This is a genomic window from Ruegeria sp. HKCCD8929, assembly GCF_013031405.1.
Taxonomy (GTDB): domain Bacteria; phylum Pseudomonadota; class Alphaproteobacteria; order Rhodobacterales; family Rhodobacteraceae; genus Ruegeria.
The window spans coordinates 58,386-73,000 of record NZ_WPZY01000008.1 but is presented as its reverse complement, the minus strand read 5'-3'; the positions used below and the strand labels follow the sequence as shown (position 1 = coordinate 73,000).

General features: G+C 55.5%; 5 protein-coding genes. 2 read left to right on the top strand and 3 right to left on the bottom strand.

The annotated features are described in order from the left end of the window. Positions 1-231: 231 nt before the first annotated feature. The 3 genes from GOX53_RS13975 to GOX53_RS13965 form a co-directional block, all read right to left on the bottom strand. A complete protein-coding gene (locus GOX53_RS13975; protein ID WP_171177351.1) occupies positions 232-2,595 on the bottom strand; it encodes a hypothetical protein in 2,364 nt (787 codons plus the stop codon). Further along, positions 2,582-4,135 carry a hypothetical protein gene (locus tag GOX53_RS13970; protein WP_171177350.1) on the bottom strand — a complete coding sequence of 518 codons (1,554 nt, stop codon included), beginning with the start codon at positions 4,133-4,135 and terminating at the stop codon, positions 2,582-2,584. The genes GOX53_RS13975 and GOX53_RS13970 overlap by 14 nt, the downstream gene beginning before the upstream one ends. Before the next feature lie 122 nt (positions 4,136-4,257). After that, positions 4,258-4,527 (bottom strand): hypothetical protein, encoded by a 270-nt coding sequence (locus GOX53_RS13965; RefSeq protein WP_171177348.1) that lies wholly within the window; start codon positions 4,525-4,527, stop codon positions 4,258-4,260. Between the two features lie 76 nt (positions 4,528-4,603). On the opposite strand from GOX53_RS13965, the gene GOX53_RS13960 reads away from it, so the two are divergent. After that, a complete protein-coding gene (locus GOX53_RS13960; RefSeq protein WP_171177346.1) occupies positions 4,604-10,213 on the top strand; it encodes a RecQ family ATP-dependent DNA helicase in 5,610 nt (1,869 codons plus the stop codon). Between the two features lie 261 nt (positions 10,214-10,474). Continuing rightward, positions 10,475-14,428 (top strand): hypothetical protein, encoded by a 3,954-nt coding sequence (locus GOX53_RS13955; protein WP_171177344.1) that lies wholly within the window; start codon positions 10,475-10,477, stop codon positions 14,426-14,428. Positions 14,429-14,615 lie beyond the last annotated feature (187 nt).

Sequence of the window (14,615 nt, the reverse complement as noted above, 5' to 3'; positions counted from 1 at the left end):
TTAGTAATCTCTCGCGGAAATTTTCGACCGTTTTTCTTCCGTCAGTCCTCACACGCGTTTGATTTCAAAGAAGAAGGACTTTTGAAAATTTTTAGCTTCAAAAACAGCAAATTGTGTGATTTTTGACGCACTCTTGCACTTTTCGAACTCTGTTCGTGTCGAAACCTAAAAAAATCGCTTCGCGCTGGTTACTCGCAACGCCCCCCGGTACCGATGATTGGACCCACTACATCAATCGAATTCTGGGAACTGCCTCCGCCTCAGCGCAAGCCGGTCGGCAAAGCGCTCGTCAAGCTTCAAGAGGAGTTCATTGAGGTAGGCCTTGTCTCCCTCAATGTCTTTGATGGCAACAGCAACCTGTGCCGCGAGCGCCTTCGCCAGATTACCCAAGGGGCGACGCAGTTCTGTGGTTTTGGGATCCGATGCCGCCGCAGCGACCGCCGCTCGCGCAGCCCAATCTGCCACTGCAAGGTATTCAAGGACACGTTTCTGCTCTGTCTCGTCTTGGGCAACTTGCAACGTTTGTAACGCCCGCGCGGTTCCGAAATGCTGATTGAGCAACCTTCCAACCAGACGTGGCCAGTCGTAGCTGCCCTTGGTGTGAATCGGCAGGATTTGATTTGGTAATGCTTCCCCTCGGATTGGTTGAGCGTGCGAAAGCAGGATTTGCAGTAGTGCTCGCAGCCGGACGAGCTCGGCGGTAGTGATTGGCCTGCCTTTCAGAGACCGGCATCTTTCTTCGAACGCGTCGACGGCCTCTTTCATCTTCTTTGCTGTCGCCACGGCCCGTTTCGTTGCGTTCGCGGGCTTATAGGCAATCTCTGGCTGCATAGGTTTTGTATTTTCTTCCGGAGCCTCGGGTTCTGTCACACGGAAATCCATGGCGGCGATGGTATTCAGCTCGCGGTCTTCGTCGGCATTCAAGTCGACACCGACAAGGCCGATAATCCGGTTCAACGCGACACTCAGCGAGTTGGCTGCGCTATCATGGTGTGTAGACAAAGATCCCGAAAATACACTGCCTTGCATAATCGCTCTGCTGCGCGCACGAACGAATTCCTCATAGGTCAGGACGGCATGCTGCTGGTCTTCGGACACCGGGGAGGGCGCAGTCATGGCTTTGGGCAGATTGCCGTCGTTCACGCTCGCCTCATCAAATTCGAGGGCTTCAAGTTGGTTCAAGGTCTCAATCAGGATCAGGTCTTCGTTCATGGTCTCGGCAAGGGTATCGATCAGCGACTTCTTTCGGCCTTGTGCCGGAGGCAATGTGCGTACTGAAAGGACGTCGAGGTCGATAATCTGGACCGGCGCAGAAACTGAGCCGTCCGCGTAACGGACTACACCAGATCGGGGTCGGCGTGTTTCAACGTCCACATGCCATTCCATGTTGTCCCCCCGGGTGAGGTCGATTGGCTTGCCGAACTCAGAGCCATCCCTATCCAGTAGGGCGATGGCAGCAGGCTTTCGCATGGTTTTGCTCGTGGGGGGAGTCCAAGCGATCCGTCCCGACTGCAAGATCAGGGTTCCACCATCGACGAACTTATCTTCATTAGGGCTTTTTATGGCAGCGAATGCCAAGTCGTGCAAATCCTGCATCTGCAAAGGCCTATTGCGGTAGGTTTCAAGACCGAGTGCAGCAAGCGCAGTACCGGACGGAACGCGTTTATATATTCCCGCCTCTGCATTGCCGCGGGCTACTGTTGGCCCAAGCAAAGCTGGTAAAGTGCAGTTCATGCTACCGGATATCACGTGATCCCAGGATCGCCCCTGCGCAATGATCAGTTTTGCATGGACGAAACGCTTGTTGTCGGAAGCAGCAACCCGAAATAGCTCAACGTCAGTCAACCGAGGCAATTCGGACTTCGGAAAATATGTAGTGTCTGCATCAATCAGCAGATCCGCGGGTGGCATTCCCAGATTCGCACGTAGGCGTGACAGTCCCTCGAGCTTCATATCCCAATAGGGCGATATAATGACCATCCGATCAATCGGATCACTTCCAATGTTCGTTGCGATTTGGTCGACTATTGTCGCATTTACACGATCTGTCAGCAGCGCAACTTCCGGCTCTGTATCTTCGGATGGCAGAGGGTTTTCGATCGCGTCTCGCAGCCAGGACGCAGAGCGAAGCGCCCTCTGCATTGCGGTCGCGAACCAAAGATCGCCCGGGGGAACCTTGCTGCGGATATAGGACAATGCATCGGCAAAATGGCCGGCATTGCCGGGTGCCTCTTCGTTGTAGTTTAGGTTTGCGATCAGTTCCTTGTTGCCGCCAAGACCCAGAGCAGTGAGGTTTGCGGACCCGACCAAAAGCCTGCCCTTTTTTGCTCCGATGAGAAGCGTGATCTTGGGGTGGAAAGCGCCCGGAGCATCTGCCTTGATAAGGTGGTAGCTGCTACCTGCGAACTGTGGCGACCCGAGTTCCGCGAAGCTCTGATTGGCCATCTGCCGGTCGGCGAGGATCACGATGTTCCGACATTTTGCCCCCCGTAGTTTCGAAAAGGGCACGTCCTCGAACGCCTGCGCGCCGAAGGCATAGGTCGTAAGGAATGCCGAGTGAAATCCGCTTTCGGCAAAAACGTCAAAGTACTTCATTCGACATCAGTTCCGCGCGGCCGAGAGCAGTCAGGCCAGTGTCATCGATCAGCTTCACGTCCCGGAGGAACTTCATCGCCTGCTCCAGGCGGGGGCTGCTTGGTGAAACCCGAAATCTATCCCTGTATCGCAATAGTCCCTCTTCGGGCTCAATCAGGAAGGTATAAGCTTTCTGGTTGCGAAACTTGCGTGACGCCACCCATAGGTGGCGTTTCAGGACACGTTCACGGATCATTGCATCCACGACGCTTTGGGCATCGTCGTGTGCTCTTGCTTCCAGAAAGCGAACCTCTGTCCTCAGGGAATGGAAGTGATCAGGTGCATCCAACGCATTATCTAACAACTCGCCGAAGGCTGCCGCCTTTTTCGCAAGGGCCGCTATGAGCACCAGGACAGCTTGCATCCGTTCAGAACGATCACCGGACGCACGCGCTTCCATCATAGTATCATCAGCAAGTCTCGCGGAGGCGGCAGGCTCGGCCTTCTCCACGAGGCCAGTAGAATACTCTACCCAAGTCATCCCTTTGGGCACGTCGGCCAAATCGAGTAGCTCAGCAACGAGCGCTCCCAAGGTCATTCGTCGCATCTCAGCGCCTTGCAAAATGTCCAACGCAAGATCAAGGGTGTTTTCGTAGGCGAGGCGCATCAGATCGCAGGCTTGATACAGGGCCCACATATCGCGGACGTCATCGGTATCGGAGTCATATCGCACCTCCTGCTTTCCGGCACCAAACCACTCCCATTTCACCGCCTCGGCGTGGGGAACATCGTTCGCCACGGCGATGAGCTGGAGTAACATCCGCGCAGTGGACCGTCTCAATTGGTCCGATACAGATGCAGACGAGACTCGGCCCAGAAGAACCTCGACCAACAGCGAATGCTCCTTACTGCCGGCAATGACCGAAGACGGCTTCATCGGCGCCAACCTATCGAGGTCTGGGAGAGACACCGTACCGGCTGCCACGCGCCCCAAGAACAGAACAGCCAAGTCACCGATTTCCTCAGCAAAGGCGTTTGCCAGTGGGAGCGCACGGTCTGTACAGACCGAGATTGGGTTCTGATCGTCACCTAACGTGATGAGCCCCATCTCGTACATCTGCGTCGCATAGATGCCACCGAAGGCACCACCTTTGTTCCGCAAGTAACGCTGGGCGAGGTCCGCTTCCGGATCAGCTCCCACCGAGAAGTCGATGTTAGCGGCTGAATTATCGGGGACGCTGGAAAGCTGCCTATGCGCCCAATCGATCCCTGCAACCCCCAACTCAGTGCTGCCCCGGGCAGCGATAAGGGCAAAAAGGGCTTCACAGCGACGCTGAAATCGCCTGAAAGCCGCGGGATCGGTGTTTCTATTCTCCTTGGCGTAGACCTCGAGCATCCAGACAAAGAAGGCATAGTACCTGAATCGCAACGTGATGGTGCTGATGCCTGGAAGAAGGGATTGATAAATCACCTCTATTGGCCGCTGCATACCAAGAGGGTCAAGGCCACCATCTTGGCCGAGTTCAGTCCATTCGGGGAACCCCGATCCCAAATCCTTCATCTTCAATTCACCGCGTTGAATCCAATGAATGGACGATGGAGACAACCTTGATCTTACGCAACCAAAAGATGACGTCCAAACTGGGCAAGCAAATGCAAATTGTGTCCCGAAGTGAGGCGCTATCAAACTCGTTGACAATTCGACTTCCACTGTTGGCCGGGGTGCCTTTGTGGCGACAGCCATTGTTTGGAATCCGCCCAACGTCCCAAGGTATTAGATGGCCCAAACCAGCCATTCAGAATGACCTGCGATACCGCGGTGCTACTTCCCGAAAACGGACAAAAACTAAATTCAAAAAATTGCCTTGTTAATTGGAACCAACCCGACAGGACCTTATCCAGATTTTTTTGATCGCCATCGTTTGTGGCTTTGCAACCAATGGGTTCAGTCATCACTTCCCGCCCGGGTTGTGCATAGTCTCAAAAAGGTATTCTCTAACTGCAGTGTTTGAATGGTTGCGCATCACAAATGAACGGTCGACATACCGAGTTACTTTCCAATTGTCTGTCCATCGATTTGGAGGTGGATCCAAAAACCGCGAAGGTATTTGCCTTTGCAGCCGTCCGAAACGATGAGCAACCTGCTTTGAAGTCGAAATCCAGCGCGCTGGAGAAAGATCTCGACCGCCTGGAAGAGGCTATCGCAGGTGCCCCACATCCGATTGGTCACAATTTCCTGCACCACGATATGGAACACCTAATTGCCGCCAGACCACGTCTGACCCAGATCATGCGGGCACCAATTGATACACTGTGGCTGAACCCGCTGGCCTTCCCACGCAACCCTTACCACCATCTGGTCAAACACTATCAGGACGGGCGGCTGGCTGCAGGGCATATCAATGATCCAGAACTTGACGCCCGGCTTGTTTTTGAGGTTTTCGCTAATCAGCTCGATGCCTTTCAAAACCTTGCCGACAGCGAACCAGATGCACTCGTAGCCTATCATTTCCTGACCACTCGAACGGAACAATCGGAAGGGTTCGATGCGGTTTTCAAATACCTAAGAAAAGCCAATTGCCCGCCGCAGGATGAAGCCCTTGCCGCCATCCGTCGGATGCTGGACGGTCGGGCTTGTAGTAAACGGGTCGAACAGACTCTGGGAAGGCTTAGCAATCCCCGAAACGGATGGCCTATGGCCTATGCGCTATCCTGGATCACCGTAGCGGGTGGGGACTCGGTTATGCCGCCATGGGTTCGGGCGCAGTTTCGCGAGGCATCTCTGATTGTTCGGCATCTCAGGGATACGTCCTGCAAAGATCCCGCCTGTCAGTGGTGTGCTGAACAGAATGACCCGGTCCGTGCGCTGAACAGGTGGTTCGGGTTCGACAGTTTCCGCCCACAGCCTGTGGACCCAGATGGTCGCCCTCTGCAGGAACGCATTGTCGATGAAGCCATGTCCGGAACAAGCCTGCTCGGCATCCTGCCAACAGGTACTGGAAAGTCCGTGTGTTATCAGGTGCCCGCTTTGTCGCGGTTCGACAAAATCGGGGCGTTGACCGTGGTCATTTCACCGTTGGTGGCGCTGATGGCAGATCAGGTTCAGGGTATGGAGCGCGTAGGCATTTCCTGTTCCGTGACTGTGAATGGTCAGATGTCCATGCCCGAGCGACAAGACGCCCTGGACAAGGTCCGCATGGGCGATGCGGGCATTTTGATCATCTCGCCCGAGCAATTGCGCAGCACATCAATCCGGTCGGTATTGGCTCAGCGCGAAGTTGGACTGTGGGCAATTGACGAGGCTCACTGCGTGTCGAAATGGGGTCATGATTTCAGGCCGGATTACAGATATCTGGGAAGGTTCATCAAAGAGTTCTCGGGCGATCAAGCCCCTGCCCCAATCCTATGTCTCACGGCCACCGCCAAACCAGAGGTCGTCGCCGATATCGTCGAGCATTTCCAGTCTCGCGCCGGGGTCAAGCTGCTCTCCCTTGATGGTGGCGCATCTCGGAAAAACCTGACATTTGATGTCAGGCCTACCACTAAGAACAGCAAACTGACCGATGTACTGAACGTGATCGAAGAGCTACTGCCCGCTGAGGGCCGATCCGGCGCCGTAGTCTATTGCGCGACGCGCAAAGAGACCGAGCGCGTCGCCGAGTTTCTAAAATCACAAGGTATGGACGCGGCACATTTCCACGCTGGACTTGGATCCGATGACAAACACGACGTCCAGGAACGCTTTCGGGTCGGAGACCTGCGGGTGATCGCGGCCACCAACGCTTTTGGCATGGGCATCGACAAACCCGACATCCGGCTGGTGGTGCATGCAGACATCCCAGGGTCCTTGGAAAACTACCTGCAGGAGGCTGGGCGCGCCGGACGCGACCGGGAAATCGCCGATTGCGTGCTTCTGTACACAGGGGATGATGTAGAACGCCAGTTCAGGCTGTCCGCGGGTTCGCGTTTGGCACGGCATGAAATCGGAGCCATCCTTAAAGCCCTTCGCCGGATCGACGAACGCTCACGCAAAACCGGCAAGATCGTCGCCACTGCGGGTGAGATTGTCCGGTTCGAAAAAGATCAAGAATTTGAACGGGACAGCGCGACTGATGACACACGAGTCAAGACGGCCGTATCTTGGCTTGAAGAAGCAACACTTGTTTCGCGAGAAGAGAACCGTGTTCGTATTTTTCCTTCGTCGCTAACAGTCCGCACACTGGACGAGGCGAAACAACGGCTTGCGGATGCGGAGATCACTCAAGCGCATCGCAAACAATTGCTGGCCATCGTGCAGCATCTGATTTTGGCCCCGGCGGATGAAGGGGTCTCAACCGATCAGCTTTGCGGCGTCAGCGGTTTGACACCCGGCGCACTGACCAAAGCGATGGCCGATCTCGAAAGCTTTGGCATCGCGCGCAACGACGTTGCGATGACGCTCTTCATCCACGTGGGTGTGGCGCAGTCTTCCTCCGGGCGCCTCACCGAGGCCGCAAACCTGGAACGGGATTTGATCGCGTCGATGCGAGAGCTGGCACCGGATGCGGACAAAGAGACTCGAATACCGCTGAACCTTCAGGAAACCTGCCAGCATCTGCGCAATCAGGACCACGCCGATGCGCGCCCCGATGTAATCGACAAACTGATCCGGGGCATAGCTCGGGATGGCAAGGGGCAGGATGGAGGCACCGGTAATATCCGCTTGCGCAAAATCAGCCGAAACACTCTAAACGTGACGCGGATAAGAACGTGGGAAGTCATTGCCCAAACCGCTGAGGTTCGGTGGCAAGCTGCCGGGATTCTTTTGAAGTTTCTGACGGGTCGAATCGACAAAGGCGCGCGCGGCAAAGATCTGCAGGTCGAAACTACCGTAGGTGACCTTCTGGCGCAGCTCACACAGGATGCCGTTCTGAAATCCAGCGGTCTGCGGGATATGACCAAACTGTTGGAACGCTCCCTGCTTTGGATGCATGAACAGGGCGTTTTGACACTGGGGAAAGGGTTGACCGTATTCCGCCCCGCCATGACCGTATTCCTCAATCCCGAAGGTGGTCAGTTCACGCAGTCGGACTTCCTCCCTCTGGAAGATCATTACGCCGAACAGACGCTTCAGACCCATGTTATGGCAACTTACGCGGAAACCGGCCTCGAGAAGATCACAGACGCCGAACGCCTATCGGAGGATTACTTCCTGCTCAACAAAGAGCAGTTCATGAAACGTTGGATGCCGGGCATGGCACGAGAGGTCAAGCGACAGACAACCAGCAAGTCCTGGACCGCCATTGTCGAAGATCTGGGCAACAAGGTCCAACAGGACATTGTTGCGGACGATCGGGACCAGACCAATGTGTTGGTTTTGGCGGGTCCCGGATCTGGGAAGACCCGTGTTTTAGTGCACCGGATCGCTTATCTATTACGGATGAAGCGCGAAGACCCGCGCGGTATCCTGGTACTGGCCTATAATCGCCATGCCGCTGCCGAAATCCGTGTTCGCCTACGAGCGCTGGTGGGCGATGATGCGGCGGGGGTTACGATCTCGACTTGCCATTCGCTTGCGATGAAGCTGGTTGGCGCCAGTTTTGCGGGGGTTCAGGCCGCGACAGAAGACTTCGACAATGTCATTATGGAGGCGGTGCGCCAGCTCAACCCCGAAGGCCTTACAAAAGCCGAAGCAGAGGCGCAGCGCGAGAGCCTGATTCAGGGGTTTCGCTGGATTTTGGTGGATGAATACCAGGACATTGGCCCGGAGGAATACGCGCTCATTTCCGCCGTGGCCGGTCGTTCTCTGGAAGATGCCGAGCTTAAACTTAGCCTGTTTGCCGTGGGCGATGACGACCAGAATATCTATGCTTTCAACGGGGCTTCCGTGGATTTCATCCGCAGATTTGAAGAGGACTATAAGGCCAGACCATCTTTTCTGATCGAAAACTACCGGTCGACAGCACATATTATCGAGGCCGCCAATCAGGTCATATCCAAAGCGCCTAAACGCATGAAAATGGATCACCAAATCACGATCAATCAGGCGCGGCTCTCTCAACCCAGCGGCGGGCGACTGGAGGGGAAGGATTCCGTTGCCCATGGCCGAGTGCAGTTGCTGGACGTCCCACCTGGCGCTATGCCGCAATCTGCAGCAGCAATCGACGAGCTGATACGCCTTTCTCGCCTGGACCCCAATTGGAACTGGTCCCGCGTTGCTGTGATTTCCCGAGACTGGAAATCACTGGATGCAGTTCGGACCTATGCCGAAGCACAAGGTCTGCGCGTGGATATGGCCAACGAAGACCTTCCAAATGTTTGGCGACTTAGGGAGACCCAACGTCTGGTGTCCGGGCTGCGCGAAAAACATGGCGCACTTCTGGGTATTCAGGATATCCTCACGGTCCTGAATGTTCAGTCTCGCAACAAATGGGTGGATTTGCTGGCAGAAGGTGTGGCGGAACTGGCCCGGGAGTTGGGCACCAAAACTATGCCGATACCTGACATCATTGAATGGATCGCGGACTGGTCCCGGGATACACGCGGTGAACAACGTGGACTGCTGTTGCTGACGGCGCACAGGGCCAAAGGCCTTGAGTTTGACCATGTCGCCATTCTAAACGGCGGTTGGACGCGAGTCTCGAAAGAGGAGGATAACGAAGCGCCTCGTCGCCTATTCTATGTGGCAATGACCCGCGCACAGCAAAGCCTCACAGTGCTGACATCCGGAACGCACCCCTTTCTGAAAACGGGTTCAGATTCAGTTCTTATCAGGCATGTGACGCCCGATCTCGGCGAAACCTCTTTGCCTGCAACAAAATACCAGATGCCCGCGCTCGATATTGTAGATTTGTCGTTCGCCGGTCGCCAAAGGGATGCACATGAAGTCCACAACGCCGTGCGCACAGCGAATGTAGGGGACACCATTTCCCTTGTGTTTCAACAACCTCATTGGGTTTTGCTGGACGCCCAAAAACGTGTTGTCGGACGTATGGCCAAATCGTGGAAGCCACCCGGCGGGCATGTATTTTCCACTGGGCAGATCGGGGCCATCATCAACTGGCGCAAGATCGATAGTGGCGAAGGCTACGCCCACTACCATCGGCACGATAGTTGGGAGACCATACTACCAGAGTTGATCTTCCGACATGAGAATGCCAAAGCCTCGCATAGTCAGCCGACAACAACAGCCCGAGAGGATGATCAGACGGACCTTGTCAGGGACAATCCATATCGACAAACGGCCGACCCTGCCGCAAACGCATTGGATACCTCGGTTCCAGAACCACAAAAGATCGATAGTCCGCCGGAACTCGACCTCAAAGCACTCATCCGCAAATCTATTGACGACACACGCTCCTGGGGTGAGCTTTCGGCAGCGTTGAAAGATAAAGATATAGCGCTGGCTGCAAAGGGAGGCGGCCTTGTGGTCAAAAACGCCTCAACCGGCGAGGAGATCAGAAAATTATCTGCGCTTGGGCTCAAATATATCGATCTGATCCGCCACTATGGCGCAGGTTTCCCTGATCACCCTGCCACATGGTTGGTCGAGAAAGCGTTAAACGACAATTACGTTCCCAAAGGCCCAAGACCCAGGAAAGCCAGAAACCGAAAAAGAAAATCGGGCGATGGCGACGATTTTTCGCTGATTGAGGACTGATGAGTTGGGTCAATATGGAGCGTTTCGGTGGTGTGCAGACGGCTCGTACCCGCCACTCATTGCCCAGATTACGCAATAGCGCTGCTCCATCAAAGCAGACATTGAATAGAGTAGATGCAAACGCACCTCTATTCCGTACTGTTCCTAAGACAGGATAACGACTACAACGTCTTAAACGTTTGAATTAGGCAAAAGAATTCGAGTAGAGGGCTGCAGATTCCTGGCGAGATTCACATTCCCCGCAGGCTTCGCAATGGCGACATGATCATTCCAGAAGCCGAGCTTCTGGCGGCGCCCGGAGTCGTGATCCTGCTTGCTGAGCCCGGCGCGGGGAAAACTGCGCTATTGGATAGTATTGCTGATCGGGTCGGGGCAAGTCGCGTCCGAGCCAGTGCTTTCCGACCGAAAGCGCAGTGCACTGGATCGACTTTGGTAATCGACGCCTTTGATGAAGTGGCGCGGATCGGTGATGCGCGCGTCTTCGACATCTTGCATCAAATTCGCGATGCTGAACCGGACAAAGTCCTGCTCTCCAGCCGATCCGGCGAATGGGAAGATGCCAAAACCCGGCTCGTAGGCGACCTTTTTGGAGTTAATCCGCACGTGGTTCGTCTCGTCCCGCTGGAGACTGACGAACAGCGGCGTCTCTTCGATCATTTTCATGCCGATTGGTCATTTGACGCATTTGCAGAAGATTTAAGCCGGTTTGACCTCCATCACCTTCTCGGTAATCCAGAGTTTCTGCGTCTGTTCGCCGGAGCCTATGTCGAGGCCGGGGGCCAGCTTCCGTCACGCTCAGTCGTCTTCACGCTGGCAATCGAGCACCTCGCCAGAGAAGTGAACCCAAACGTGCCTACCGCAGGTGCGCCAGCCCGACACAGACGAATTGCCTGGGCAAACGAAACCTTTGCAAAACTACTCCTGTCGGGAGCAGACGGTGTCGCAGTTGGAGACATCGCCGAAGATGACCTGCATCCGCAGTTTGAAACTATTGGGCTCAATGGCGACGGTCCGGTATCCACCCTATCAACCAAGCTCTTTCGGCCCGGAGCCGAAACCAATCAGCACGAACCCGTGCATAGGATCGTTGCCGAATACGGCGCGGCGCGGTACCTCGTTAGTCTCATCGACGATCCCGCAGCGCGGCTAAACCTGTCGCGGTGCATGGCGCTCATCGCTCCGAACGGTGTGGTGCGCGATGATTTGCGCGGTTTGTTGGGATGGATGGCTGCGCATGGCTCGCAGGCGGTTCAGGACACTGCCATCGAACTTGATGCCTACGCGGTGTTGTCGAATGGTGATCCGTCAAGACTGACATCGACCTCTCGCATCGCTCTTCTCGGTGCGTTGTCCGCGCTTAACGCGGACGACCCTTACTTTCGGCGAAGTGACAGATGGCGCACGTTCCGCGCAGCGGGATTTTTCACACCGGAAATACTGGAAGCCCTCCGGCCAATCCTTGCCCAAGAAGATCACGGACATCTGCGGGGGCTTTTGCTCGAACTGCTGGTAGGTTCTTCGGTCGTGCCCGATCTACGAACCGAGCTTGAAGCCATCTTGTTTGATGCAAATGCAAGCACAGGCCTGCGTTTTGATGCCCTGTCCTGCCTACTGAACGATGACCGGTATGATCAAACAGACGCTCTTCAAAGGCTTGTTGCCGACGGCACATCCGACGCACTCAGGCTCTCATCAGAAATCCTGATGTTCCTCGGACCCCAAGCCCTTTTTGCCGACGTCGTCGCCACACTCAGAGCCGCGGCTGCGCTCTACCCAACAGATGGGGGCGGTCGCCGCTCAAGGACATTCGAAGATGGGTATTTCCTGAAGCGCCTCTCGCGCGGATTTAATCAGGCGACGTGTGTCCGGCTGCTCGACGATCTGACGGCCGGGTTGCAATGCACCTGCGGAAATGACCGGCATGCCTGCCATTGCCGGGATGGCGTGAGTAAGATCGTGGGAATGCTCCTTGACCGCTTTTTCGAGTTGTCTGCGGGTCCCTACGACCCAGACCAAATCTGGGGTTGGATCCGCAGCTTGCACTACCACGGTCAAGTGGGCACGGGACAAAGCCGCGCGGTAGAAGTGCTACAGGGAGATGACACCTTGAGGCGGGCGCTGCATGAGCGTGCCTTTGCCGGGCTCACCGGCCGAGACGAGATATTCAATGTGCTCTTCGATGTGATCGGACACTACGGGCACTCAGGCTTGAATCTTTGTGAAGGTGACGACCGCCATCTGGTGGATCTCGCTTTCCAGAATGACAACCGGGCTCTATGGGGCCGTTTCATCAGCGGCCACCGCTACTTTGGGGAAGCGTCGAGCCGGGGGCCAGACGAGTTTCGGCGTTACTGCCGCGAGCAGGCGCTTGAAAAGCCTGTTCTCATGAGAGAATGGGCTTGGTTGAACCGGGCAAGGCGAGAGAGTTGGCGGGAACAACGACCAAGGCGCTATAGATTCGAAGCGCGCCGACGACGACGCGAGCGGCGGATTAAGGCTGCAAATACGGCCTTCTTTATTGAAAATAGGGACCAAATTGAACGCGGCGAGAACATTGGATGGACCCGTAGTGTTGCCCGGGCCTACCTCATTCAACCCGACAATCTGCCAGAGGTCACCCATGATCTCTTCGACCCAGAAAACACCCTCCGGCAGTGCCTTGTAAGCCTGTCCGATCACTGCCCAACGATTAGGGACGTTGGTGCAGGAAATGCCAGAGGATGGGTTCAGATCTTTCTCGCTGGTGCACTCGCCGAGTATCGGGCTTCAGGTACACTGGACGCGGTGGCGCCGGAAGTATTGCTTGCGATCCTGCCAGACACAGGCGGCTACGACACTTACGCAGAAGGTGAACATGAAGCTTTCCATGCCGAAGTGCAGCGACAGATCCAGCTCTCTCCCGATGAAAGCGAGGCCTATGCACGGGCCTATCTTGAACCTTCTCTGGAGGCGGCTAACGGGTTTTTTGATCTTCATATCTTGCACCGCGAGCCTGTGCTCAATCATCTGAGAGCCACACTGCCGCTCGAGTGGCTTCAGAGATTTCCGGAGCTTCCCATCCAAACCCTGGAGTCACTCTTCGATATGGCTGCAAGTTTTGGAGACCGCGACGCCCTTCTGGCGTTGATCCGTGACCGCTGTGCAGGCCTGGACGAAGGGGTTTTGCTCGACGGGCTCGAAGAGCAGCGGCAATTCTGGTTCTTGCGCGACTTTTGGTTTGCCCAGGACATCGACCCGGCGGTCTGGGCCTACATAGCGCGTAATCCGGACTTTGTCTTTTGGTTCGAGAACCTTCGAGACCACGGTCGAAATGGGGAAGGAATCTGGTCGATGATGTCCGCCGCGAAGATAGAGCTAATTCAGCTTGCCTATCGGCCACATTGGCCTGTCACTCCTCTTCCATCGAGCTGGGGAACAGGCAGCCCGAGAGGAGAAACAGCTTATCGGTACCTAAGAGACTCTTTGTGGCAAATTGGCCTTAATGAGCCGAATACGGCATTGCCGGTAATCGAAAGACTGCTCTCACAAGATGTCATGGCTCCGTCCTACAATGATCTTCGCAGCATCCGCGCTGAGCTTCGCCGCAGGTTGGCAGTGGCGACTACGCGTCCCGGACCTGCCCAGGTCGCAGAGTTTATCGACGCAGGCTTGCCGGCCAGCGTTGAGCAAATGCGCAGTCTTGTTGTGGAGCTTTTCGATGAGCTACAGAGAGACGTTCTGGCGGGTCACACTGGGCTCAGAGATCAGTTCTACGACGGTGGGGCTCGGCTGAATGAAGTCCAGGGAATGGCGCGCGTCGCAGCATGGCTGCGACCCCGTTTGACACCTATGGATATCCACGACGTGGTGGAGCATCAACTCGAAGAGAGAAACAGGTGCGACCTCACAACGACGCGCATGGTCAATGGCGCTCCACGGATGCTCGTCATTGAGGGCAAGGGCCAATGGCACCGTGATCTTTTTGGAGCAGCTGCAACGCAATTGGCGGATCGATATGCCATGCATCCGGACGCTGATGAACAGGGGGGCTACCTTGTTCTTTGGTATGGTTCTCAAGAGGTCGTCGCAGGATCAACAGGTCATAACTATCATTCTGCCTCAGAGCTCCAAGCTGCAATCGAAGCGCATTTGCCGGACGATTTGCGGGGCCGGATCGACGTTTTCGTGCTGGATGTTTCGCTGCCAAATCGGATATCTGCCTCGGCGAGTTCTTAGAATTGAGGAAATAACTGAGCCCTTACAAGAAATGTGGATGATCGTCTGCTTTGGCCGCAGGCTATTGTATCTCTCGTATCTGCAGCGAAATTCAGCTTCGCCGCTCGCAATCGATATTGGGATACAGCCCCGCGAGAAATTTCAAGCGAGGATTGGATCTTTCCTTTTGCAAGATTGCGTCGGTGTT